This is a genomic window from Furfurilactobacillus milii, assembly GCF_021654115.1.
GTDB lineage: Bacteria > Bacillota > Bacilli > Lactobacillales > Lactobacillaceae > Furfurilactobacillus > Furfurilactobacillus milii.
Map to the genome: position 1 here is coordinate 1 of NZ_JAIWJF010000005.1, position 25739 is coordinate 25739.

Sequence of the window (25739 nt, forward strand, 5' to 3'; positions counted from 1 at the left end):
ATTAAGCCTTGAAGCCAGTGAAAAAGTCCGTTATACTAACAGATGTGCTATTTGCCGGATTAGCTCAGTTGGTAGAGCATCGGTATCGTAAACCGAGGGTCAGGTGTTCAAGTCACCTATCCGGCATAAATTCGAGTGAATATCAAAAAAGCCGTCACATTTTGTGACGGTTTTTTTATGGCTAAATCTGAAAATGCGTGTTTATGTGTTGTCGCCACCTTAGATAATGGTTCGTCAGCGTCATAAAGCAAAAAAATGTGCAACACGCCGACAACAATGCTTCCGTGTATTCTGCCACTTAAACATGAGAAAAACACTTGAAGATGGTTAAAAGATTAGAATTATTCGCCTAAAAATGGCGAATAAATTAAAAGAAGGTTTGACTATCGCCATTTATAACCGCTATAATTGTTGTATCGTTTTTTTAAACGGGGAACTACAACTGAATATTTAGAGCATTAAGAATCCCCGAAAAGTCATGGCCTTCGGGCTGCTATTGGGGGATAAATTAGGAGGATTCTTTTGGAAAACAAGAAATACGATACAGCGTTTTTTGGACAGCCCCGTGGGTTGGCAACGCTGTTTTTCACAGAAATGTGGGAACGTTTCAGTTATTACGGAATGCGTGCCATTCTGTTGTTCTACATGTACTTTGCCATTGATAAGGGTGGTTTAGGCTTTAGCCAAGCTACTGCAAGTTCCATCATGGCCATTTATGGATCACTTGTTTACTTATCCAGTGTACTTGGTGGATTTTTGAGTGACCGTGTCTTTGGACCACGTCGCACGGTGTTCATGGGTGGTGTCCTGATTATGTTTGGACACATTGCGCTGGCCATCCCAGCTGGTGCAACGGCTTTATTCGCATCCATTGCGTTGATTGTTGTTGGTACTGGGCTGTTAAAGCCAAACGTATCGGAAATGGTTGGTGCTTTATACACGACTGAAGACCGTCGTCGTGATGCTGGATTTAACATTTTCGTCTTCGGAATCAACATGGGGAGTTTATTCTCACCATATATTGTTGGGACCTTGGGTGAAAAGGTTAACTTCCACCTCGGTTTCTCCCTGGCTGCTATTGGGATGTTCTTTGGACTGATGCAGTACTGGATTGATGGTCGTAAGTATCTAAGCAAAGATGGTTTGTATCCATCAGACCCAATCGAACGTGATGACATCAAGCCATTAGCTGTTCGTTGGGGACTAGGCGTCGTTGCATTGATCCTAGTGCTTGTCTTAATGAAGTTAATGGACGCATTGAACCTTAAGAACGTCATTTTACTGATTAGTATTATTGCCGTTGCAACGCCAGTGGTTTACTTTATTATCATGTTATCAAGTCGAAAGGTAACGAAGAACGAACGTCGCCACGTGGTTGCGTACATTCCACTGTTCATTGCTGCAATGTTATTCTGGGCTATTGAAGAACAAGGCTCTGTTGTGTTGGCACTGTTTGCACAACAACGGACTAACTTGCAAATTGGTGGTTGGACAATGCCAGCTGCATACTTCCAGTCACTGAACCCTGCATTTATTATGTTATATACACCATTCTTTGCCATTTTATGGACAAAGTTGGGCAAACGTCAGCCTAGCACGACGACTAAGTTTGCATATGGATTGGTAATTGCTGGTATTTCATACCTGTTCATGGCTCTACCTGGCTGGCTTGAAGGTACTTCTGGACGTGTTTCAATCCTGTGGTTGATCGGAAGCTGGGCGATTGTTGAGATTGCTGAACTGTTGATTTCACCAATCGGACTGTCTGTTACAACTCGGTTAGCACCAAATGCCTTCCGTTCACAGATGATGAGTATGTGGTTCTTGGCTGATGCTGCTGGTCAAGCTGTCAACGCACAAATCGTTCGTTTCTACACGAGTGATACAGAAGTTTCCTACTTCTTAATTGTTGGGGCTGTCAGTGTTGTTTTGGGACTTGTATTGTTTGCCTTCCGTAAGCCGATCTTTGGCCTCATGAAAGACGTCGAGATTGCCCAGGACTAAGAGTCTAAAACGTAATCATAAATAAGTTTGTGCTAAAATGTGCTCAACAGCTGTTGAGCACATTTTTTGTAGAAGGTGAAGATAAACGATGGTACGTGTGGCCCTGACCAGTGATAATCACTTTGACGTTAATCAACTAGATAGTAATGAACTGTTGAAACATCAGGCTCAAGTATTAGCCGATTTAAAGGTAAACTATTACATTGTTGCAGGCGACACGTTTAATGACTTTACGAAGACCGTGCACTATGTTGATACATTACAACATGAACTGGGCAGTCAAACGGAAGTTTACTTTTTGGCTGGTAATCACGATATGGCTGCCGGAGTGACGTATAACGAGCTTGAAACCCGGATTAACGCACATTATCTGCACAATCAGTTTGTGGATATTCCGGGGACTGATTGGCGGATTGTCGGTAATAACGGGTGGTACGACTATACCTTTGCCAGTCAGTTGTTTAACGAACGCTCTGTCGCCGACTTTACTCAGTGGAAACGCGCTTATTGGTTTGATGGTGTCATCAAGCAACCAATGACGGATCCGGAAAGAGAAGATGTGGTCTTACAGCAGACGACTAATCAACTTTTGGATGCCACGGTAGCTGGCAAACGTGTTTTGTATGTCACGCATTTCGTGCCACGGGCCGAATATACGCGGATTACGGATGATAATCGTTTTTGGAACATGGCAAACGCAATGTATGGTAGTCGTCGTCTTGGCGATGTCTTGACAAAAGGACACGTTGTTTACGCGCAGTTTGGTCATCTGCATATTAAGCCTGAGCCACGAACGCTTGATCATGTGACCTACTTTAATCAGTCTGTTGGCTACAACACGCACCGTTTGCAAGAATGGCGTCATGCTGATTTTATGAGTGAATGGCAAACCCGACTAAGAATTTTGAACTTACAATAATTCCTGATTACGCTTGAATTCAATGGAAATTTTCGTTAGAATAAAAAAGTTGTCAGGAACGGCGGAATAGCGAAGTGGCTAAACGCAGCGGTCTGTAAAACCGCCCCGAAAGGTTCGTTGGTTCGAATCCAACTTCCGCCATTTATTGGGATATAGCCAAGTGGTAAGGCAACGGACTTTGACTCCGTCATGCGCTGGTTCGAATCCAGCTATCCCAATTATATAACGTAAAGAGGCAGGTATTACCGTTAAAGGTGATACCTGCTTCTTTACGTTATAGGGATAACTATGGTATTCTTATATGCGAACATACGTTTGAAAAAAGGATAAATTATGACAGAACAAACATCACTTTTTGATCAAAATGACGCAAATCAACCATTAGCAAGTAGGATGCGTCCTCAAACGCTAGCAGAGTTTGTTGGGCAACAACAGTTACTTGGACATGGCAAAGTGTTGCGTCAACTTATTGATGACGACGCCGTCTCTTCGCTGATTTTTTGGGGACCACCGGGTGTTGGAAAAACGACTTTGGCAAGGATTATTGCAAATAAAACGCAGGCCCGCTTCATAAACTTCAGTGCGGTCACAAGTGGTATCAAAGAAATCCGTCAGGTTATGGAAGAAGCGGAAGGTAACCGACAAATTGGCGAACGCACAATTGTGTTTGTCGATGAAATTCATCGGTTTAACAAGGCACAACAAGACGCTTTCTTACCATTTGTTGAAAAAGGAAGCATCACCCTGATTGGTGCGACGACAGAAAATCCATCATTCGAAATTAATTCGGCGCTGTTGTCCCGAACCAAGGTTTTTGTGCTCCAGCCGCTAACGCACGACGATTTAATTCAATTGCTAAATCAGGCGCTTCACGACGATCGTGGCTTTGGCAAACAAAACATTCATATTAGTGATCAAACTATTGCGGCGATTGCGGACTTTGCCAACGGGGATGCCCGGGTAGCCCTAAACACGCTAGAAATGGCTGTGCTGAATGGGCAGCAAGTGGGTGAAGTAACAACGGTCGATCAAGACGACGTCGCCCAATTAGTTTCGCGAAAATCCCTAATGTATGACAAAAAGGGTGACGAGCACTACAACATTATTTCCGCATTGCATAAATCAATGCGAAACTCAGATGCGGATGCCGCACTTTACTGGCTGTCCCGCATGTTGGAGGGTGGTGAAGATCCACTGTACGTGGCCCGTCGCTTAATTCGATTTGCTAGTGAAGACATTGGACTAGCCGATTCACGGGCTTTGGAAATTGCGGTGGCTGCTTATCAAGCGTCCCATTTAATCGGAATGCCAGAGTGTACCGTTAATTTGGCTCAGGCGGTGGTTTATTTATCGATGGCACCGAAGTCTAACGCGATTTATACGGCTTATTCAGCTGCCAAACACGATGCGTTGCATTCTATGGCTGAACCAGTTCCTCTACAGATCCGCAATGCGCCAACCAAGTTAATGGCTGACTTACATTATGGTGAGGGCTATCAGTATGCTCACGATACGAAGGATAAGCTGACAACATTACAGACGATGCCAGACAACTTGGTTGGCCACGTTTATTATCAGCCCACCACCCAAGGTTCTGAAAAGAAGTTTGCTGAGCGTTTGGCCCAGATTCGTGAGTGGCATGCCGAACACGATGATCATCAAAATGGTTAGCCAGATAGTACTAATTGTTCACAGTTTAAGTAATCTAATATGTTTGGTTAATGACTTAAAAGCACTATAATAACTGCAAGTGTAACCAATAAGAAAATGAGGCGATTATATGGTTCAACCAGTAGCGATCACAGATTTGTATAAGTTAGTTTCACTTGCACAACCCGTTGCGACACCAGATGCAGTCTTTTTCTTGCAAACGCAGATGCGTGAACAGGAAGACGATTATGCAACATCTATCCAACGGTTTGACTTACATACGCACGCAACGACAACGTGGGGAACGTTGTCTGGCAAGGATAACGCGCTAGCAATTAGTGATGATCAGCGCGTACTGACGTTTACCAGCGAAGATACGAATCATCAGCGACAGGTTTTTGCACAATCATTAACTGGTGGCTCGCCAGTTCAAATAACGTTTGATGAGTTTGGCGTCAGTGCTTACGACTGGGATGCCAAGCATCAAGTCGTGTACTATCAAAGCGCACCTAAGAAAGATGGCAAACGGCCACCTAAAGCAGATCCTAAACGACCACAGACAATCAGTTACACCAAAACAATTTATAAAGATAATGATCTCGGTTATTTTGCTGAGGACGAACGCTATGTTATCAAAAAGCAAATCATTGGTCACAAAACAGCGACAGAGATCTTTGAAAATCCGGAAAAGTTTTCCATGGGCCCACTATCTCATGATGGGCGGTTGTTGACCTATTCAACGGCTGGAAAGCCAGATGATGACAATGATTTTAGCGAGCTGACGTATGCGCTAGACACTGAATCTGGAACAAAAACCGTTTTGACTGGAAGTTTAATGGCAGCTTCACTTAGTCCAGTTGGATTCAATCAGAGTGACACCGATTTATTGCTTTGGGGAACGACAAACGAGATTCCTAATATCTCTGCCTCACATTTGTACAATTACCATTTCGCAGATCAACAGCTAACTGATCTAACACCGGATAAAGATGTTGTGGTCGGCGATATGATTATGAATGCTGATTTCCAACAAAACCTTAGTGGTCGGGTAGCAGCGTTCGTTAGTGATCAACAGTACGTTTATATCCAGTTATCACAGGGCACGTTACGGCTGATGACGGCCACGTTAGGTGATTCACTCAATGATCATCAAGAGCTCGTATCAGGGCCGCGGCATGTCACTGACTTTGCAATTTCTGCAGATCATGACGAGGTCTTCTTCACTCAGTCTGCTTGGACGACGGTTGCTAAACTTTCTGCGATTACATTGAAGGATGGCAAGGAACGAGACCTGACTGATCCTAATCATCATTATGAAACGACTCACCAATTAGTAGAGCCGCTTCGGTTTACTTTTACCAGTGATGACGATGTTGAAGTACCAGGCTGGTATTTGCCGCCAATTGATGCGCAGGCAAAAACAAATTATCCAGTGATTCTCTATATTCACGGTGGACCCGGTGCTAATTATGGGGAAACTTTCTTCCATGAATTACAATTTCATGCTAGTGAAGGTTATGGTGTGATTGCCATTAATCCACGTGGTTCGACCAGCTATGGGCAGGAATTCCAACTTGGCGTCATTGGTCATTATGGCGAGGGCGATTATGCTGACTTAATGAATGGCCTAGATTACGTACTAGAACTGGATCCTAAAATTGATCAAGATCGATTGTACGTTACTGGTGGTTCATATGGTGGTTTTATGACCAACTGGATTGAGGGTCACACGAATCGTTTTAAAGCAGCTGTAACAGCGCGTTCCATTGCTGATTGGATTAGTATGTATGGGACAAGTGATATCGGATATTATTTCCTGCCGTGGGAACTTACCGGTGAGCGAACGATGAAAGCTACTGATTTAACGCCACTGTGGAATGCATCGCCACTGAAGTATGTGGCCAATGTGTCGACACCTACTTTAATTCTTCACAGCGAACGGGATTTTCGTTGTCCAATTGGTCAAGGTGAAGAGTGGTACACATCGTTAAAGCTAAATGGTGTTGAAACGAAGATGGTTCGTTTTCCTGGTGAAAACCACGATCTGTCGCGAATAGGTAAGCCACGTTTCCGAATTGAACGCATGCAACGAATTCACGATTGGTTTGCTACTCATCAATAAACTAGGAGGATAACTATGGCCCAGTTATATCACGATGTCGTTGATACCAGTGTTGGTCAGTTACAGTTATTAGTTTCCGACAAAGGCTTGGTTTTTGTTGGTTCGCCCAATGCTCCGCTAAGCGAGGCAAAGAATTATTTAAACAATGTGGATGCTGTTGATCAGACAATCACTGATGACCAAAAAACGTTGAAGTATCGACAGCAAATTAGCGATTACTTTGAGGGTAAACGCCGTGATTTTGATTTGCCGATTGACCATTTTGGCACCGGTACACGTCTTCAACAAGCCGTATGGGATGCATTGGTACTAATTCCTTATGGGATGACCTGTAATTATACGACCATTGCTGCTAATATTGGTCAGCCGTTAGCAATTAGGGCGGTTGCGACAGCAATTGCGAAAAATCCGGTACTGATTGTAACGCCATGTCATCGAGTTTTGCGTAAGGATGGCGGATTGGGCGGTTATCGCGGTGGTCTAACGATGAAACGGCAGCTATTAGCACTTGAACGCACTGCATAGATTAAAGCGTGCAGCGTTAATCTAATGTTTTAAAAAATTATTTAGACAACGTAATTGTTTATCATTTACAGACGGATGGATTTAATTAAGCTGTTAGGTAGGCAATGGGCCCTTTTATGTTGTTAGTTACAAAGAACGCAGTCTTAGATTGGAAAGCCAATTTTGACTACGTTTTTTTAACCACTCGTTTAGACGGGAAACCATTTTTTAGTGACTCGTAGTTGCATTATTGGTCTATATCAGTTACATTCTAATCAGATATGACATTATCTGCATTTTTTGTGACAGTGGTTATAAAAATGTGGCATGTTAAAAACAGATGCGGGGAGAGACGGTTCATGCAACTCGGATTTATTGGTGTTGGCGGTATGGCTCAGGCGATTATCAAAGGATTGATTGCCGCAGATGCAGTGGCACCTTCAGATATCATTGTGCACAGCGCTCATAAGGAGCACTATCAGGCATTTGCATCATCAACAGGTGTGCGGATGGCAGATAGTAATGCGGCGGTCGTTCAGGACAGCGATTTTGTTGTGTTAGCTGTAACGCCGAATATTGCACCTGAGGTTTTAAAAGAGACACGTGACGAGTTAAACCAGGAACCTAAAGTATTAATCTCGATTGTTGCAGGCCTATCTTTACAGACAATGGAAGAACTGGCGGGATACGATATGCCAATTCTGCGGACGTTGCCAAACGTTAATGTAGCCATCGATGCAGGGATGACAGCTTTAGCCGTTAATGAAAATTTAACGGGTGCCAAGTTAGCAGATGCTAAGGGACTGTTTGATGCAATTGGCAGTACCACTGTGTTACCCGAAGCAGATTTCAGTACCTTCTCTGCCTTGGCCGGTAGTTCGCCAGCCTATATCTACTTCTTTATTGACGCACTCTCACGTGCCGGCGTTAAGCATGGTCTTAATAAAAAAGAGGCGACGCGGATTGCTGCAGCCGTAACTGAGGGTTCAGCTAAAATGGTGCTTCAATCTGACAAAATTCCGTTTGATTTAATTGATCAAGTTTCTTCGCCAGGTGGTTCAACTGTTGCTGGCTTGCTAGCAATGGAAGAAGCCGGGTTCATGACTGCTGTAGTAAAAGGGATTGATGCCACAATTAAGCGTGATCAAGAATAAACGCGTTGAAAAAGTGGTCTATACCAGCTATACTAGAAAGCGTAACCAAATGAGCTTTTTCAATGGAGCGTGTTAACTACCCCAGTGTTTATGGCGTAGCGGCACATTTATGAGGAGGAAGATTCAATGAGTACGGTTTTGAAACATGCGATCATCTACACGGGTGAAGAAAAGATTGATGATGGTTATTTGCGGTTCGGCAAAACGATCGAAGCAGTCGGCCCGATGAGTGATTACGTTGCTGAACCAGACGACGATGTAGAATTTGTGACGGGTAAAGTGATTGTACCCGGATTTATCGATGTTCACAGTCATGGTGGCTACAGTTTTGATTCGATGGACGGCGATCCTGACCAAATCAACGAGATGGTCAATGATATGGTTCACGAAGGCATCACAACACTGTTTCCAACTACGATGACGCAGTCTACCGAACATTTAAATCACGCGATGGAAGGTATTGCCAAGGCTGCTGAAGAGAACCCAGTTATTCAAGGAATCCATCTTGAAGGACCCTTTATTTCCGCAACTTATAAGGGTGCTCAACCTGAAAAGTATATTTCAGATCCTAACATTGACTTGCTCGATAATTGGAACAAGCTGTCAGGAAACCGTGTTCGTTTGATTACATACGCACCGGAAGATCCTGGTTCGCGTGAATTCGAAAAATACTGTCTGAGTCATAACATTGTGCCATCAGTTGGTCACAGTAATGCTACCCGTGAGCAAATGCTCGCTTCCAAGGCAACACACGTTACGCATTTGTACAACGCACAACGTGAATTTAAGCACCGTGAACCTGGTGTTACTGGCCATGCTATGTTGGAAGACAACATGTACTGTGAATTAATCTGTGATGGATTCCACATTGTGCCAGATATGATTAAGTTGGCTTATGAACAAAAAGGTGCTGAACGCATCGATCTAGTCACTGATTCAATGCGCGCCAAGGGGATGCCTGAAGGAATCAGTGAACTTGGTGGCCAAAAGGTTATTGTTAAGGACAAACAGGCACGACTGGAATCCGGTAACTTGGCTGGATCAGTGCTGCGTTATGACGACGCATTCCGCAACATTCAATACTTTACTGGGTGCGGTATTGAAGAGGCTGTTCAAATGTCCTCTGTTAACCAAGCTACCGAATTTGGTTTAACCAGCAAGGGTGGTTTACAGGCCGGTAAAGACGCTGACTTTAACATCATGGATCGTAATCAAAACTTGGAACGGACTTACAGTTACGGTCGTCGCTTTGATGACTAATTAGGTTTCAATTAACTGAGTTCCAACCAGGCTTACTAAAACTAAGGGATGAAAAAAATGGCCTCACCAATTTACATTCAAATTCATAATCGTTTACGGAAAGCCGTGGAAGATGGTCAGTGGCAAGTTGGGGATAAAATTCCCTCAGAACGTGAACTTGCCATTCAGTTTGGCGTGAGTCGAATGACCTTACGACAAGCCGTTCAGACGTTAGTTGAGGAAGGCCTGTTAGAACGACGTGTTGGCGCAGGCACATATGTGGCTAATCGCAAGGTGCAAGAGCGTGTTTCTGGTGTGACCAGTTTCACCGAGTTAATGGAACAGGCTGGTAAGGTGCCATCCTCACGGACAGTATCCTATCACATCACAACACCATCGCTTTCAGAAAGTGAAAAGTTACAACTGGCACCTAATGAACAGATTTTGCGAATGGAACGAATTCGTTTCGGCAACGATGAACCTATCTGTTTTGAAGTGGCCACTGTGCCTGAACGATTGATTCGACGCTTTAGCAAGGAAGATGTTACTAATTCACTGTACCGAGTGCTAGAAGACGAGGCCGGCCTTAAAGTTGGTCACGCTCAGCAAACGGTGTCGGCGATGACAGCTAGTGAACGGGTAGCTGAATATTTGAATGTTAAACGGAGTGATCCATTACTGCGTTTGCGTCAGGTTTCATTCCTTGATGATGGTACGCCGTTTGAATACGTGCGGACCCAGTATGTCGGTAACCGATTCGAGTTCTACTTAGAACGTTAGTTGAGTAATAAAACAATGATTACACGTGTGTCTGTGCGATTGTTTCCATAATTATGACAAGCAAAGTAGTTCTTTTGAATATTGAAATTGTGGGGAATGGTCGCGTGGACACACGTTTTTTGATGCAATGAGGGCATTTAACAAAGAAATTCACAAGATATGGTAAAATATGAGAGTTAAGAAAAATTCGTCTAAACAGAAAGGGAATAATTGCGATGGTTACGCGTTATCCAGATGACAGCCTGACGCTTCATACAGATGCATACGAAGTTAACATGGTCCAAACTTACTTTGAGGATGGAGTGGCCGATCGGCACGCCGTGTTCGAATTATATTTTCGTGACCTACCATTTCACAATGGTTATGCCGTATTTGCAGGCCTAGAGCGGGTTGTCGATTACATTAATCAACTGCAGTTCACTGATTCTGACTTAGAGTATTTAGCGTCCACAAAACAATATTCGGAGAAGTTTTTAAACTATCTGCGGAATTTTAAGTTCACAGGGACGATTCGCGCTGCAAAAGAAGGCGACCTGGTTTTTAATAACGAACCATTGGTTCAAGTAGAGGGGACGTTGGCGGATTGTCAACTCGTTGAAACGGCCTTGTTGAACATCGTTAACTATCAGACTTTAATTGCTACAAAAGCTGCCCGCATTCGTTCAGTAGCTGGCAATGATGGGATCTTGGAGTTTGGTACGCGACGGGCACAAGAAATGGATGCCGCCATTTGGGGTACGCGTGCTGCTTATATCGGTGGATTTGACGCTACTAGTAACATGCGCGCGGGTAAAATTTTTGGAATTCCGATAAGTGGCACCCATGCCCATAGCTTGGTACAAACGTACCGTAACGACTATGACGCTTTCATGGCTTACGCGCGTTCCCACAAGGACTGTGTCTTTCTTGTGGACACGTATGACACACTACGTTCAGGCGTGCCAAACGCCATTCGCGTGGCCAAAGAGATGGGCGATAAGATTAACTTTTTAGGCGTTCGTATTGATTCTGGGGACATGGCATATATTTCAAAACGTGTGCGTGAACAACTTGATGAGGCCGGTTTTCCGAATGCTAAAATTTATGCGTCGAATGACTTGGACGAAAAGACGATTACCAACCTTAAGATGCAGGGCGCTAAGATTGACGTTTGGGGCGTGGGCACAAAACTGATTACTGCGTTTGACCAGCCTGCACTCGGTGCTGTGTACAAACTGGTGTCCGTTGAAAATGAACGGGGCACAATGGTTGATACAATCAAGTTGTCGAGTAACGCCGAAAAAGTATCGACGCCGGGTAAAAAGCAGGTTTGGCGGATTACCAAGAAGGCGGATGGTAAATCTGAAGGTGATTATGTTGCGTTATCTGACGAACGGCCAGATGAAGCGTCACGATTGCATATGTTCCACCCAAGCTATACGTACATCAATAAGGACGTGACGGACTTTGATGCCCGTCCCGTGCTGGTGACGATTTTTGAAAATGGCAAGCAAGTTTATGAGTTGCCTGAGTTACAAATGATTAAACAGTTTGCTGCAGACCAGTTAGCTTCTTTGTGGGATGAATACAAACGGGACCTGAATCCACAAATTTATCCTGTTGATTTATCGCAAAAACTTTGGGATCACAAACAAAATATTATTAAGCAAGTTCACAGTTACGTCAGTGAATTAAAGTTTGACGGACAGTCCTAGGCTATCCATCTATTTCAGTAGTAATTAAGTAATGGAGGCCTTCGGACATGAGAGAAAAACAGGCAGAAATTATTAAAGCACTCGGTGTTAGTGCTAACTTTGATGCGGAACAGGAAATTCGGAAAAGTGTCGACTTTTTAAAGGACTATTTGAAAAAGAACACGTTTTTAAAGACACTGGTTCTGGGAATTTCTGGTGGTCAAGATTCCACACTGGCTGGCAAACTATCACAGATGGCGATTACAGAGATGCGTCAGGGAACTGGCAATGATCAGTATCAATTCATTGCGGTTCGTTTGCCATATGGTGAACAGGCGGATGAAAGTGACGCGATGGATGCCATCACGTTTATGGAAGCCGATAAGGTAATGCGAGTGAACGTTCAGGCGGCAGTTGACGCTGGTGTTGCCGCGGTTGAAGCTAACGGGCTGACGGTGTCTGACTTTAACAAAGGAAATATCAAGGCGCGCGAGCGCATGGTGGCCCAGTATACGATTGCTGGCGAAGTTCATGGCGCTGTCGTGGGTACGGATCATGCAGCTGAAGCGGTTACTGGGTTTTACACAAAGTACGGCGATGGTGGCACGGACATTGATCCTTTGTACCGGCTGGACAAACGGCAAGGGAAAGCGATGCTGAAGGTCTTAAACGCACCGGAACATTTATACTTGAAGGTTCCGACTGCCGATCTGGAGGACAACCGTCCAGCATTACCTGATGAAGTGGCCCTTGGCGTCACATATGATGACATTGATAATTATCTGGAAGGCAAAACGATTAAGGACGCTGACGCTGATAAAATTGAAAATTGGTACAACAAGACGATGCACAAACGTCATATGCCGATTACGATCTTTGATAACTTTTGGCGTTAGTTCAAACTTATTACTTGTGTTTAACTAATCATTTCGATATACTTTTGCTTAAGATAAATGAGGGAGTAACTAATGGTGTCATCGCGCACAGATATTGTGTTGTGACACCGTGACAACGCCACCAACAAGATTCGTTCTGGTTTTGTCTTAAATAGTGAGACTCATGGTCTGCACATTTAGTGTGCGTCCATGGGTCTTTTTTCGTCCCATGAGCGATGTACACGGCCGATAATTTAAAGGAGAGATGTTATGAAACAAAGTAAATTACCGCAAGCAGCGCAATGGACCGTTGATGAATCCCTTCAGCAAATGAAATCAAGTAGAGATGGGTTGACTGACCAAATGGTGTCGACGAGACGCGATGAGCACGGTCCGAACGCGTTAGCGGCCAAACGGCAAACAACCTTACTGGAAAAATTTATTGCTCAGTTTAAAGATTTAATGATTGTAGTGTTGATTGTGGCCGCCATCATTGCTGCAATGACAGGTGAAGTGGTGGATGCCATCATTATCTTACTGGTAGTGGTGCTTAACGCCGTGTTTGGCGTTTTCCAAGAAGCGAAGGCGGAGCAGGCCATTAATGCGCTTCAAGAAATGTCGGCGCCAAATGCACACGTCCGTCGTAATGGCGAAACAGTGACGGTAAAAAGTGACGAATTAGTGCCTGGTGATATTGTGCTTCTGGAAGCCGGTGATATTGTGCCAGCGGATATGCGTTTATTAGAAAGTGCCTCGCTTAAAATTGAGGAGTCTGCGCTTACAGGTGAATCAGTGCCAGTCACTAAACATCTTGCTCCAGTGACGGTAACAAACGTGGGGTTAGGTGATATGAGCGACCTCGCCTTTATGAATAGTAACGTGACTTATGGTCGTGGTGTGGGGGTCGTTACAGCTACGGGGATGCAAACGCAGGTTGGCCGCATCGCTGGGATGCTTGATAACACTAAAGAACGCAAAACACCGTTGCAGGAAAATCTGGCCCATTTAGGTAAAGTGTTAACGGCACTGATTCTGGTGGTTGCCGTAATCGTCTTTGCAGTTGGCATGATTCGTGGTAATGAAACATTGATTAACATGCTGCTGACGGCTATTTCGTTGGCGGTAGCGGCCATTCCAGAAGGATTGCCTGCTATTGTGACCATCACATTAGCTCTGGGAACGACGCGCATGGCCAAACTGAATGCGCTGGTCCGTCGTTTGCCTGCCGTTGAAACGCTGGGAAGTACGGATATTATCGCTTCAGATAAGACCGGGACATTGACTCAAAACAAGATGACGGTTGAAAAACTAGTGGTTGATGGCGAAGTTCGCGAGGCTAAAGCTGGGGTTGGTGCAACGGCTGATAGTGATGAGGAAATCTTAGCAACCCTGTTGATGTTGAATAATGATACCAAACTGACGGCCGATGGCTTAGTCGGAGATCCAACAGAAACAGCCTTGATTCAGTACAACATGGATCATGATGTAACTACCGACAAATTTCTAGCTGCACATCCCCGACAAGCTGAAATTCCGTTTGATTCAGAACGTAAATTGATGACGACCATCAATAAAATGGATGACACCGGCGCATTGTGGATTACCGTTAAGGGGGCGCCGGATGAATTGCTAAAACGGGCCACGCAGGTTCAGCGCAATGGTCAGGTTGAGCCATTGACAGACGAGCTTCGGGAACAGTTGTTGACGATCAACCATCAGCTGGCCGTGCAGGCATTGCGAGTATTGGCGTTTGCTTACCGCCCGGTTGAAACAGTTCCGGCAACCATGACTTCAGACAAGGTTGAGCAAGATCTCATCTTTGCTGGATTTGTTGGAATGATCGATCCAGAGCGGCCAGAAGTAGCTGGCGCGGTTGCCGAAGCTAAAAGCGCGGGTATTCGACCACTGATGATTACGGGTGACCACGCGGATACGGCCAAGGCCATTGCCGTTCGACTCGGCATTATTCAGGCTGACGATGACGCTGGCGTCATCACCGGTGCTCAACTAGACGACTTGAGTGAGCCTGATTTCGAAAAACGGGTATCGCAGTATTCCGTTTACGCGCGGGTGGCGCCGGAGCATAAGGTTCGGATTGTGAATGCCTGGCAGAAGCGTGGCAAAGTTGTTGCCATGACTGGCGACGGTGTGAACGATGCCCCAGCGCTGAAAACTGCTGATATCGGCGTTGGAATGGGGATCACTGGGACAGAAGTGTCTAAGGGCGCATCCGACATGGTTCTTGCTGATGACAACTTCTCTACGATTGTGGTGGCGGTTCGTGAAGGTCGTAAAGTATTTGCTAACATCCAAAAGGCCATTCAATACTTGCTATCTGCAAACTTAGGTGAAGTGTTAACCCTTTTTGTAATGACCATGATGGGATGGCAGATCTTGGCACCCGTGCATATTTTATGGATCAATTTGGTGACTGACACATTCCCAGCGATTGCGCTAGGTCTGGAACCAGCTGAAAAAAACATCATGAAACAGAAGCCACGTGGTCGAACATCAAACTTCTTGTCAGGCGGGGTGTTTGGCAACATTATCTATCAGGGATTGTTGGAAGGTGGGCTGACACTTTTGGTTTACTGGCTAGCTCTGACATTCCCCGTTCATGCTGGTGCAGAACAAATCCATGCAGATGCTTTGACCATGGCGTTTGCAACGCTTGGATTGATTCAGTTGTTCCATGCATTTAATTCAAAATCAATTCATGGAACAATTTTTACAAAGCAACTTTTTAAGAACCGTGCGTTTAACTGGGCCATTCTGGTGGCATTTGTGCTGTTGGCTGCGACCATCCTTGTGCCTGGGTTTAACACACTTTTCCACGTCACAACATTGGATTGGTTCCAGTGGTTAATCGTGATTGGTGCAGGTGTGACGATGATTTTAATCGTGGAAGTGGTAAAATTAGTGCAACGTCTAAGAAAGAGTGGTGCCGAAGCTCGGTAATACCCGAGCAATAACTTAAAGGTGGCGGCATGCAAGCGCAGTTCGCTTGTGGGCAGACAGCTTTGGGTTATGCAGAGGGGATTGAGCGACAGGTGCACGTTTAGAAGAGTGGTGCCGAAGCTCGGTAATGCCCGAGCAATAACGGTCAAGGAGATTATTGTGAAAAAGAACTTAATGATGGTGTACGGGCAAACATTGTCCAGAACAATTGCGGATACAGAAGATGTGCAAAAGGATTTGGAACCTTATTACACGAAACTAAAAACGGCGATGGATGCCGATAAGTTGGCAGATCTTAGTGATGCTGACTTTGCTGATATTCAGTCAGAATTTCAGGATGGTACGGATCGTTATCTGAGCTACAATGATAAATTGAAAAAGTTACAAGCGCCTGCGCGTTTCATGGGGAAACATCAGACACTTAAGCGTGCCTATGACACTTATGCTAATGCGTGCCAGACGATGACGGACAGTTTGAATGTCAAGGAGCACACGGTCGACACGAAAAAGTTTGCCCAGGCAGAAACTGATCAAAATGAAGCCATGGATCGAATTATTCGTCTCATTCAGACAATCATGGCAACTAACGCTTAGTGTCGTTACATTTAGATTCTTTTACGTATGTAAAGGTATAGGATGTAGTGCTTAGCGTTAACAGAAATGAACCGCTCATTCTGAACATCGGGATGAGTGGTTTTTCATTGGGTAATGAAATTGTGGAGGAAAATGAATGACAAATGATGAGTTACAACGGTTGGTCATGCAAATTTCCACGCGGGAGTTTGGCAAACCGTTTAAACATCAAGCCGTGTTCAACTCGCGGTTGCAAACAACGGGTGGTCGCTACCATCTTCGGGATCATCATATTGATATAAATCCGAAAATGCTAACTGATTTCGGTGAAGACACCCTTGAAGGGGTGATTAAGCACGAGCTGGTTCACTATCACTTGTCGATGGCAGGATTGCCATTTAATCATCGTAGTCGGGAATTTCGAACCTTGCTGGCCCAGGTGGGTGGCAGTCGTTTTGCACCGGCACCTAAACATCGACAAGGACAGACAGCTCGCTCACGATCACGGCACATATATATTTATGAGTGTATAAAATGCGGTCAACGATACACGCGTCGTCGTCGAATCAATACACGGCGATTTGCATGTGGGATTTGTGGTGGTCGGTTGAATTTGGCAGAAGCTTATACTCAAGAATCTTAAGAAACCGTGAAACTCGTCTGTAGAATTCGAATGTCGTAATGGCTATTGTACACTGTATGGCAGAATACGCTATGATAGCTGTATCGATGAATGTGGGGGTAGGGTATGGAACGAATTTATCAGTGGCTTAAGAAAGAGGACGTTCAACTTTATTTAACCTTGGCGTTTTTGATCTTTGTGTTGTTTTGTTTTCGCCACTTTCTCTCCATTATTTTGCTAATTACGATTTTTTCTTTCTTAGCATTAAAAGTGACGACTCGTTTACGACAATGGTTACCCATTGGTCAGGTGCTGGCGACCTTGATTGTGTATGTGGTGGTGATTGGCTTAGTTGTACTAGCTATCTCCTACGCCGCGCCATCTTTGGCTAGCCAGTTTTCTGGCATCCCTCATTTGATTATGAAAGCGATCAATGACCATCCAGTTTGGGATAAGCAATTAGACACATGGGTGAATAAAGCACTCAACAGTAGTGAAATTATGAAACACGGACAAACAGCTTTGGAAACGGGGCTACGTGGACTGGAAAGTGTTGGCACAGCCTTCTCTCATGTAGGGGTTGCCATTTTCTTGAGCTTGATTTTTACCGCGTCTTACGGCCGGATGAAGCGATTTGGGGATGCGTTTTTACACAGCCGTTTTAAAAAGTTCTTCACCAATGTTTATTTCTTAGTTCGCAAGTTTGTTACTATTTTGGGAACGGTTGTGGATACACAATTAATTATTTGTTCAATTAACACGGTTTTGATGACCATTGGCTTATTTTTCCTAAAGATGCCAAGTTTAATGGTGTTGGCTGTAATTGTCTTTATCCTTGGATTGGTGCCTGTTGCTGGGGTGCTCATTTCGATGGTGCCATTAACGTTGATCGCGTTTGCTAGCGGCGGTATCTGGCGGGTCGTGGAAGTGATTATCTTAGTTATTGTAATTCACTTCTTTGAATCTTATTTCTTGCACCCACGTCTTATGGCTACTGCCACCGATTTACCGATTTTTGTGACATTCATGACTTTGATAGTGAGTGAAGAGATATTCGGTGTTTGGGGACTGATTGTTGGATTACCAATTGTGGCATTTTTCCTCGATCTCTTTGGCGTTCATCCCCAGCCTAATGATGGACCAATCATGCAGCAGCTTCGTGGTGATAAATAGGTGCTAAACGGAAATATGCGGGGAGAATGTCAAAGAGTAATTGCCAAGTCTGCGAATGTCTGGTAGAATTATTTTCGTTGATGCGGCCATGGCGGAATTGGCAGACGCGCAAGATTAAGGATCTTGTGATCCCTTCGATCATCCGAGTTCAAGTCTCGGTGGCCGCATAATCAGATTGGTTAACTAGGCTGACCAATCTAAAAAGATCCTCGTAGTGATGATTTCACTACGAGGATCTTTTTTTGTCGTGGATAATTTTTTAAAAACTGAGGTTAATTTTTCGTTGGCCTAAGCCGGCGTCCACGTGAACATCATGAAGTTTAATTTCATAAGCAACCAGTTGTGGTCCAATGGCATCCCATACGTGCTGGTAATTAGGTACCAACTCTAAGTAGCGGGGAAGTAAGTCATCAGCCATCGTTTGTTCAGATGGGGTGATGGTAACGTGATGGGCGCGGACAAAGGGATTTGTCGTTTCACTTTCGTGAGGGATGGTAATCAAGGCTGCATCTGCGTGCTTTGCATAAATTGCCAACGCGTTACTGCCACGAACGGAAGAAAAATACAGCGTATCTGGTTGATCGGCATACCAAACAAAATTAATCACTTTAACGTCAGCAGTATCATTTAATGATGTACTTAGTGCGAGTTTGTCTGCTGTTGCATAAACCTGCTGCAGTAACTCGATGTCTTGTTTATCCATAATTAAAACTCCTTTTAAGAAACTAGTTTGAACTTTCCGAATTTGATGCGTGGAAATGAAAACGGGTGGATGGAATACCGATGTAGACAAGTAGGAAATCCGCTGCAAGCGCGATGGCGGTGAAAACAAAGACACCACGGTAATCAAATAAGTTTGAAACAAAGCCACCAAGCAGCGAACCAAGCATACTGCCTAATGCTTGAAATGATTGATTCCAGCTAAATACCCGACCAGTTACATTGAGTGGTGAGTTCTTGACCAGCAAAGTTTGAACGGTGGGAAATAACGCGCCATCTGAAATTCCAATCATAAATCGCAGCACACCGAGCATGCCAACGGTGCTGACAAATCCTTGAGGGAAGTACATTAGTACAGCAAAAATGAATCCACCCATGAGAACTTTTTCCGTGCCAATGCGATCACCAAGCCGACCAAGTTGTGGCGCCGACACTAAGGTTGATATACCGGGTAGCGCCGCAATAATACCAGCAACAATCGTTAAGTTAGCAGTGTGCGACATCAATTCGCGAACGTACAAACTAAGAATCGGTGTGATTGAATTATTGCCCATTTGGATAAGCATGGTGGAAATTAACAGAATTACAATCGCCCTGGCAGACTTAAAGGAGGCAAATACTTCCTTAGTGGATTGCATCTTAGCTCGCGGAATTGGTGTGAAGTGTTCATGTACCAAAAATAAACTGAGAAAGAAAACGACCGCGAGTAAAAATCCGGTAATGAAGAAGGTCATTCGAATGGAAAAAATTGCGGCCAATGTGCCACCGAGAATTGGTCCAATTAAGTTACCGCTGACATAACCAGTAGTTAGAATGCCAAGTGCACTGCCACTTTTTGATTTTGGTGTTTCCGTGGCAATCAGTGCACTTGCGTTGGGAATGTATCCGGCACAAAGGCCTTGCAGAAAACGTAGCAGAATCAACATCCAAATATTATGAACAAAACCCATTAAGGCGATAACAACGGCCATCCCTGCGCTCGAACGCAGAAGCATCAGTTTTCGTCCTTTACGGTCAGCGAGTTGTCCCCATAGTGGTGAAACAACTGCAATGACAAAAAAAGTAACTGCATATGTAACACCGCTGTAGATGGTTAGCTGCCCCTTTGTAAAGGTGCCAAGCTGATCAACGTACAGTGATAAAAATGGCATGATTTCGCTAAATCCCATGCCAGCAATAAAAGTACCTAGCCAGAGAACGGCCAAATTGCGGCGCCATCCGTTTTGATTCTTCAAATAAAACCGCCTCCTTATTTATTAATCCATTGGATGTTGAATTGTATTTTTGATTTGCGGCTGTGACTGCCGGTTGAACGTATTCATCAATGTAATATTGCGTTCGTGTTCTTGACGGCTCTGTTTACGATATGCAATGGGGTGGGTACCAATCGTTTTGGTGAAAGATTTGGTGAGGTAGTTGGCATCCAGGCCAATCTTAATAGCAATATCGTTTACGCTTAAATCTGTGTATTCTAAGTAGTTTTGTGCGTGTTTCAAACGAATGTGTTGCAACAGGTTCATGGGGGTGAGGCCGGTTTCTCTTTTACAGATTCTGATCAGGTAATTTTTACTGTAATTGAAGTGGGCGGCCAGTTCTGGCAATTGAATGGGCTCTGCATAATGTGCTTGCAGATACTTCAATAGCGGGAAATCAGTGTTGATGTCAATGAGGCGGTCTAAGTTATGCGTACTGGCCTCAACGGGCTGCTGTTTAAAGATTGTGGATAGCAGAAGTTGTTTGAAATCAACATCTAATTGTAGTGCGGCAGCGGGGAATTGCTTTTGTTCGGCTGGAATCGCTTCATTCAACAGTGCATAAAATGGAGACACGTCGCCAACATCAAAAATATGCTGGCTGGCGTTCTTTTCTATTAGGCTGGCAATGTCAGCTTGAAGATCAAACTTAACATCCAAAACGACAGTTTCATGTTCAAAATGAAACGAGTGCGTTGTATATGGCGGGATAAAGACAAGCTGGTTTGCAAACACACTTACCGAAACGGGCACATCACTGTTTGGCTGTGTTAGATCAGTATACTCCTGTCCGCTGAGGACCAATTGAACCTGAGCAAAATCATGCTGGTGTGGTTCAACAGTTTCATGACGGTGATACAGGCGACCACTGAGCCATAGGACTTTGAGCTGTAGATCACGAACTTCTGACATGAGTTCTCTCCCAATCATTTTAGTGTGATAAATTCCATAAATCGAGCAAACTAAGGCAAAATGTAAGCGCTTAAGCTCTACTATAATGAAACATGAAAGCGAAGGATAGCTAGCAACTTCATGGAAAAGTTTTCACAAACCATAAAAATTACATGCATAAGGATGTGTTAATGATGACAGAGGCTAAGCAAAGCGCTCTTAAAAAGGTAACATGGCATATACTACCATACCTTTTTATCATTTACTTTATTGCCTTTCTGGATCGAAGTAGTATCACGTATGCTTCTATCGGGGGGATGGACAAAGATTTAGGTTTGACTGCAACCACTTACGGTTTCATCGCCGGAATCTTCTTCATCGGCTACTTCCTGTTTGGAATCCCCGGTAACATGATGCTTGAAAAGATTGGTGCTCGTCGTTGGATGGCATTTATCTTGGTTTTCTGGGGCACTGTTACTTTGGTAACTGGGTTTGTTGCCAGTGTACCAATGCTGATTGTGCTACGGTTCTTACTCGGTGTTTCCGAAGCTGGTTTGTTCCCTGGCATGACCCTTTACATTACGTATTGGATTCGCAGTAAAGATCGTGCACGGGCTATCGCAGCGTTCATGGTTGCACCGCCAGTTGCAAACTCAATTGGTGCGCCAGTTGCAACCTGGATTATCACTCAGGTTCACATGGCTTTAAACCTTGAAGGTTGGCGTTGGTTATTCATTATCATTGGGATTCCTGCCATTTTAATGGGTGTTTACACCGTCTTCTTCTTGGCTGACAAACCTAATACTGCTAAGTGGCTGACAGCCGACGAAAAGAGTTGGTTGGAAAAAGCACTTGCCGATGATGTTAAGCAAGAAAGTGAAAAGAAAGTCATCAAAGCACCATTTGTTGACGCCTTCAAAGACGCTAAGATTTGGAAGATGACAGGGATTAACTTCTTCTACTGTATCGGTTTGTACGGGATTACATTCTGGATGCCACAAATGGTTAAATCCTTATCAAGTGATTTGACGACCATGCAAGTTGGTTTGATTAGTGCCATTCCTTACCTGCTTGGTGCAGTTGCCTTGGTTATCAACGGTCAGTGGTCTGACCGCAGCGGCGAGCGAATCTGGCACACTGCTGGTGGTGCTTTGCTTGGTGGTCTTGGATTTATCGGCGCTGCATTAACCACATCTGTTCCTGTCATGTCCGTTGGTTTCATTTGCCTGTCTGCCATTGGGGTTTACGCTTACTCCGGTCCTTACTGGGCAATTACCACGACGGTTGATCCTCGGATTGCTGCCGTTGGTTTAGGAATTGTGAACGCTGTTGGTAACTTTGGTGGCTTCTTCGGTCCATATGCAATTGGTTGGTTGAAGAGTGCCACTGGTAGCACTACGGTGGGGATGTACTTCTTAGCTGGTGCGTTGATTATTACCGGCTTGATCGTTCTCACTTTGCACTCAAGCAAGAGTGCGACTCAAACTGCAAAAGCTTCGGATGAAGAAGTTACCGCCGATGCTGAAACACAGAGTCACCCAATTAACTAGTGATCAAATATTTTAAATAAAGAGAGGTTTTTATCATGGTTGAACGTTTCCAAAAAGATTGTATGTATTGTGCCCATACTGAAAAGCTTGACGCAAACTACATTGAAATCGAATCATTGCATGTTGCCACAGTTTACTTAGCACGTGACCAAACACACCTTGGTCGTGTTGCGGTTGTTTTAAACTGGCACGTTGACGAACCATTCCAGCTAACAGACGTTGAACGTCACGAATTTTACGATGACGTTGCACACGCTGCCGAAGCCGTTGAAAAGGCCGTTAACCCTGGTAAGATCAACTACGGAACTTATGGCGACACGGTTTCTCACTTGCACGTTCACGTTGTGCCAAAGAAGCCTGGTGACAGTGATTGGAACGATGCCTTCGTTAACAACCCTGAAAACCCTAAGAAGTTAACCGGTTCAGAATACGAAGACATTATCAACAAGATTAAGGAAAACCTATAGAGTGATGCCAAAGCTCAGAAACGGGCTTAGCACACAATTAAAAAAGGAGCGATTTTAGTTATGACTGTTAAAGGAAAAGTTGTTGTTATTGCAGGTGCTTCATCTGGTATTGGTGCTGCTACTGCTAAGAAGTTAGCTGCACATGGTGCCAAGTTATTCATCGGTGCCCGTCGTGAAGACCTGTTGAAGAAGCAAGTTGAAGATATTGAAGCAGATGGTGGCGAAGCAGCTTACAAGACAGTTGACGTAACCGACAAGAATTCCGTTGCTGATTTTGTTAAGGCAGCTCACGACAAGTACGGCAAAATTGATGTTATGTACAACAACGCTGGTGTAATGCCTAACTCAGCATTACGTGACTTGAAGGTTGAAGATTGGGAAAGTGCTTTCCAAATCAACGTTATGGGTGTTCTGTACGGGATTGCTGCAGCATTGCCAATCATGAAGGAACAAGGCTTTGGTCACTTCATCGCAACTGACTCAAACGCCGGCCATGTTATCAACCCTAACGCTGCCATTTACTCAGGTACTAAGTTTGCGCTTCGTGCCATCATGGATGCTCTTCGTCAAGAGGAAGGTCCTAACATGATTCGCTCAACCATCGTATCACCAGGTAACGTTAACACTTCATTATGGAAGACTGTTGGCGACCCAGAATTGCAGAAGAAGGCCCGTGCTCGTGAAGAAGAAATCGGCTTGGACCCAGAAGATTTGGCAAACGCAGTTCTTTATGCCATTGACCAACCTGAAAATGTTGGTATCGATGAAATTCTGTTACGCCCAACTGTTCAAGAAAACTAGTTTGTACTTTAATTGAAAATATCCGCTGCCTAGCACTTTGTCTGCTTGGTAGCGGATATTTTTATCGTTGGTAAACATAGTGGTTAAGCGATGCTTACGGTTGTCAAAATTGAATGTAGTCGTGGGACCGGTTCAAGCCTGTAGACCACAGTCTTTCACCTCGTCGCGAAGCCTCGTGAAACTCCGAGTCTCCACGACCGTCCTGTGCTGTAAATTCGGAAAAATCGCCGAATCAACACCACCTTCACGGCTTACATTCAATTTTGACGCCCTCCAGCTCAGTTTGTAATTTTGTTCTTAATCAACAAAAGCATGCGATAATCCGCAGGTTGTTTGATGTAGCATTTTCACTAAGCACTTTGTACATGAGCGAAGTCGACCAGAAACGGAGTTCCGTGAAATCCTGACTTAGTGGGCGTTTTGGGTCCGCTTAGTCAGGCAGGACGAGCTTTGAGACTTCGGGCTATGAAGGCTTAAAGTCGAGGTAGAAGACTGCGGAGCAGGCTGAGACCGGTCCCGGTGGAACGAAGCTTCTGGTCGACGTAACGGAATCACAAACAGACTAACCTGATAATTCGAAACAAAAGTTTGAAAGTGCGTTTGCGCAACTAAGTATGCAAGTGTTCATAAGAAAAAATTAAAATCGCAGTATAAACAGTAAATGTTTGCCGTTATTCTCGCCTTGTGGGCAAACTTGGTTTACAATCTGTAGGCGTGAGTAATTAGGAAGAATTAATTCCTTGGGGGACCCGAAAATGGATAACGAACCAAATCAAGAACCATCAAGAATGCAACGCCATAATGAACAACCAACGAGTGGTAATAAGGGTGGCAACGGCCGTCGCCGTTTTCATCCTTGGCGCTGGTTCTGGGGCATTGTCATTGTCTTAGTGTTAGCAATTGTCGGTTTTGGAGCAATGGCTTATCACAACATCAATTCAGCCAGTAACAAAGCTTATAAATCGGCCGGAATTACTAAGGCACGTGACACACAGTCAGTGCTAAAGAGTAAGAAGCCAATTTCAATTATGTTCTTAGGAACTGATACCGGTGCTTTGGGACGAACTGATAAAGGTCGTACCGACACGATCATGATTGCTACCATCAACCCACGGACTAAGAAGATGCTGCTTGTCAGCTTACCTCGTGACACGATGACAGATATTGCTGGTTATCCTCAGGATTCACCGGCTAAGATCAACGCTGCCTACTCATACGGTGGTGTTGGGACAACCATTAAGACGGTTCAAAATCTGTTGAACATTCCAATCGACTACTATGCGCTGTTGAACATGGGTGGTTTGGAAAAAGCGATTAATGAAGTGGGCGGTGTGACGGTTACATCACCATTAACTTTCAACTATGAAGGTGCTTCTTTTGTAAAGGGTCAAACCTACCACATGAACGGCTCAACTGCCTTGAAGTTCTCACGGATGCGTTATGATGATCCTCAAAATGATTACGGTCGTCAAACACGTCAACGGTTAGTTGTTCAAGCGCTGTTTAGAAAGTCCATTTCTGTTCAGACGGTTTTGAATCCTAGCTTCTTAAACTCGATTGCTAACGAGTCACAAACAGATTTAACCAGTTCTGACTTGGTTAAACTTGCATCTAGCTATCGTTCTTCTACTAAGGACATGACCACTGACCACATGCAAGGACAAGGTCAGATGATTAATGGTCAGTCGTTTGAAGTGGTCGGTTCAAGCGAGAAGCAACGGGTTACTAATGAAATCCGTAAGAGTTTGGACCTTTCAGCAAAAACGGATGAATAAACTGCTATAAAGACAAAACAAAACTGCCAGAGTGAT

21 protein-coding genes and 4 tRNA genes are annotated in these 25739 nt (G+C 44.4%); 22 read left to right on the top strand and 3 right to left on the bottom strand.

Features of this window, described 5'->3' with window-relative positions:
- Positions 1-53 precede the first annotated feature (53 nt).
- The 18 genes from LDK34_RS07060 (at position 54) to LDK34_RS07145 (ending at position 18413) form a co-directional block, all read left to right on the top strand.
- Positions 54-126, top strand: a tRNA-Thr gene (locus tag LDK34_RS07060).
- Positions 127-522: 396 nt separating this feature from the next.
- Positions 523-2004, top strand: a complete 1482-nt coding sequence (locus LDK34_RS07065) for a peptide MFS transporter (RefSeq protein WP_161002832.1) — start codon at positions 523-525, stop codon at positions 2002-2004.
- Positions 2005-2092: 88 nt separating this feature from the next.
- Complete coding sequence (locus tag LDK34_RS07070) at positions 2093-2923, top strand: metallophosphoesterase (protein WP_178942109.1); 831 nt, start codon at positions 2093-2095, stop codon at positions 2921-2923.
- A gap of 60 nt (positions 2924-2983) precedes the next feature.
- Positions 2984-3064: transfer RNA gene (locus tag LDK34_RS07075), tRNA-Tyr, on the top strand.
- Positions 3065-3069: 5 nt separating this feature from the next.
- Positions 3070-3141 (top strand) — tRNA-Gln (locus LDK34_RS07080).
- A 115-nt stretch (positions 3142-3256) separates the two neighbouring features.
- On the top strand, positions 3257-4594 hold the full coding sequence (locus LDK34_RS07085) for a replication-associated recombination protein A (RefSeq protein WP_236941610.1): 1338 nt from the start codon (positions 3257-3259) through the stop codon (positions 4592-4594).
- 109 nt (positions 4595-4703) lie between these two features.
- Positions 4704-6695, top strand: coding sequence for an alpha/beta hydrolase family protein (locus LDK34_RS07090; RefSeq protein ID WP_178942111.1), 1992 nt, complete (start codon positions 4704-4706; stop codon positions 6693-6695).
- Between the two features lie 15 nt (positions 6696-6710).
- Positions 6711-7220, top strand: a complete 510-nt coding sequence (locus LDK34_RS07095; RefSeq protein ID WP_236941611.1) for a methylated-DNA--[protein]-cysteine S-methyltransferase — start codon at positions 6711-6713, stop codon at positions 7218-7220.
- Positions 7221-7558: 338 nt separating this feature from the next.
- On the top strand, positions 7559-8353 hold the full coding sequence (gene proC / locus LDK34_RS07100) for a pyrroline-5-carboxylate reductase (RefSeq protein WP_236941612.1): 795 nt from the start codon (positions 7559-7561) through the stop codon (positions 8351-8353).
- Between the two features lie 126 nt (positions 8354-8479).
- Positions 8480-9613, top strand: a complete 1134-nt coding sequence (gene nagA, locus LDK34_RS07105; RefSeq protein WP_017262590.1) for an N-acetylglucosamine-6-phosphate deacetylase — start codon at positions 8480-8482, stop codon at positions 9611-9613.
- Positions 9614-9670: 57 nt separating this feature from the next.
- Entirely contained in the window at positions 9671-10372 is a 702-nt protein-coding gene (locus LDK34_RS07110; protein WP_017262591.1) for a GntR family transcriptional regulator, read from the top strand.
- 215 nt (positions 10373-10587) lie between these two features.
- The gene (locus LDK34_RS07115; RefSeq protein WP_178942114.1) at positions 10588-12066 is read left to right on the top strand and encodes a nicotinate phosphoribosyltransferase; all 1479 of its coding nucleotides are present in this window, start codon (positions 10588-10590) and stop codon (positions 12064-12066) included.
- A gap of 47 nt (positions 12067-12113) precedes the next feature.
- Positions 12114-12941, top strand: a complete 828-nt coding sequence (gene nadE / locus LDK34_RS07120) for an NAD(+) synthase (RefSeq protein ID WP_178942115.1) — start codon at positions 12114-12116, stop codon at positions 12939-12941.
- A gap of 249 nt (positions 12942-13190) precedes the next feature.
- The gene (locus LDK34_RS07125) at positions 13191-15878 is read left to right on the top strand and encodes a cation-translocating P-type ATPase (protein WP_178942116.1); all 2688 of its coding nucleotides are present in this window, start codon (positions 13191-13193) and stop codon (positions 15876-15878) included.
- Positions 15879-16037: 159 nt separating this feature from the next.
- Positions 16038-16472 carry a hypothetical protein gene (locus LDK34_RS07130; RefSeq protein WP_178942117.1) on the top strand — a complete coding sequence of 145 codons (435 nt, stop codon included), beginning with the start codon at positions 16038-16040 and terminating at the stop codon, positions 16470-16472.
- Positions 16473-16608: 136 nt separating this feature from the next.
- On the top strand, positions 16609-17094 hold the full coding sequence (locus LDK34_RS07135; RefSeq protein ID WP_178942118.1) for a SprT family protein: 486 nt from the start codon (positions 16609-16611) through the stop codon (positions 17092-17094).
- Positions 17095-17199: 105 nt separating this feature from the next.
- Positions 17200-18246 carry an AI-2E family transporter gene (locus LDK34_RS07140; protein ID WP_017262598.1) on the top strand — a complete coding sequence of 349 codons (1047 nt, stop codon included), beginning with the start codon at positions 17200-17202 and terminating at the stop codon, positions 18244-18246.
- Between the two features lie 82 nt (positions 18247-18328).
- Positions 18329-18413 (top strand) — tRNA-Leu (locus tag LDK34_RS07145).
- 92 nt (positions 18414-18505) lie between these two features.
- On the opposite strand, the gene LDK34_RS07150 is transcribed toward LDK34_RS07145, so the two are convergent.
- From LDK34_RS07150 to LDK34_RS07160, 3 genes are read right to left on the bottom strand one after another with little or no spacing between them, the layout of a single operon-like run.
- On the bottom strand, positions 18506-18949 hold the full coding sequence (locus LDK34_RS07150; protein WP_236941613.1) for a pyridoxamine 5'-phosphate oxidase: 444 nt from the start codon (positions 18947-18949) through the stop codon (positions 18506-18508).
- 22 nt (positions 18950-18971) lie between these two features.
- On the bottom strand, positions 18972-20201 hold the full coding sequence (locus LDK34_RS07155) for a multidrug efflux MFS transporter (protein ID WP_236941614.1): 1230 nt from the start codon (positions 20199-20201) through the stop codon (positions 18972-18974).
- 21 nt (positions 20202-20222) lie between these two features.
- On the bottom strand, positions 20223-21131 hold the full coding sequence (locus LDK34_RS07160) for an AraC family transcriptional regulator (protein WP_178942122.1): 909 nt from the start codon (positions 21129-21131) through the stop codon (positions 20223-20225).
- A gap of 170 nt (positions 21132-21301) precedes the next feature.
- Between LDK34_RS07160 and LDK34_RS07165 the strand changes: the two genes are divergently transcribed.
- The 4 genes from LDK34_RS07165 (at position 21302) to LDK34_RS07180 (ending at position 25703) form a co-directional block, all read left to right on the top strand.
- The gene (locus LDK34_RS07165) at positions 21302-22660 is read left to right on the top strand and encodes an MFS transporter (RefSeq protein ID WP_178942123.1); all 1359 of its coding nucleotides are present in this window, start codon (positions 21302-21304) and stop codon (positions 22658-22660) included.
- A 35-nt stretch (positions 22661-22695) separates the two neighbouring features.
- A complete protein-coding gene (locus LDK34_RS07170; protein ID WP_178942124.1) occupies positions 22696-23127 on the top strand; it encodes an HIT family protein in 432 nt (143 codons plus the stop codon).
- Positions 23128-23187: 60 nt separating this feature from the next.
- On the top strand, positions 23188-23928 hold the full coding sequence (locus LDK34_RS07175; protein WP_178942125.1) for an SDR family oxidoreductase: 741 nt from the start codon (positions 23188-23190) through the stop codon (positions 23926-23928).
- A gap of 755 nt (positions 23929-24683) precedes the next feature.
- Positions 24684-25703 carry an LCP family protein gene (locus LDK34_RS07180; protein WP_178942126.1) on the top strand — a complete coding sequence of 340 codons (1020 nt, stop codon included), beginning with the start codon at positions 24684-24686 and terminating at the stop codon, positions 25701-25703.
- Positions 25704-25739: the final 36 nt, after the last annotated feature.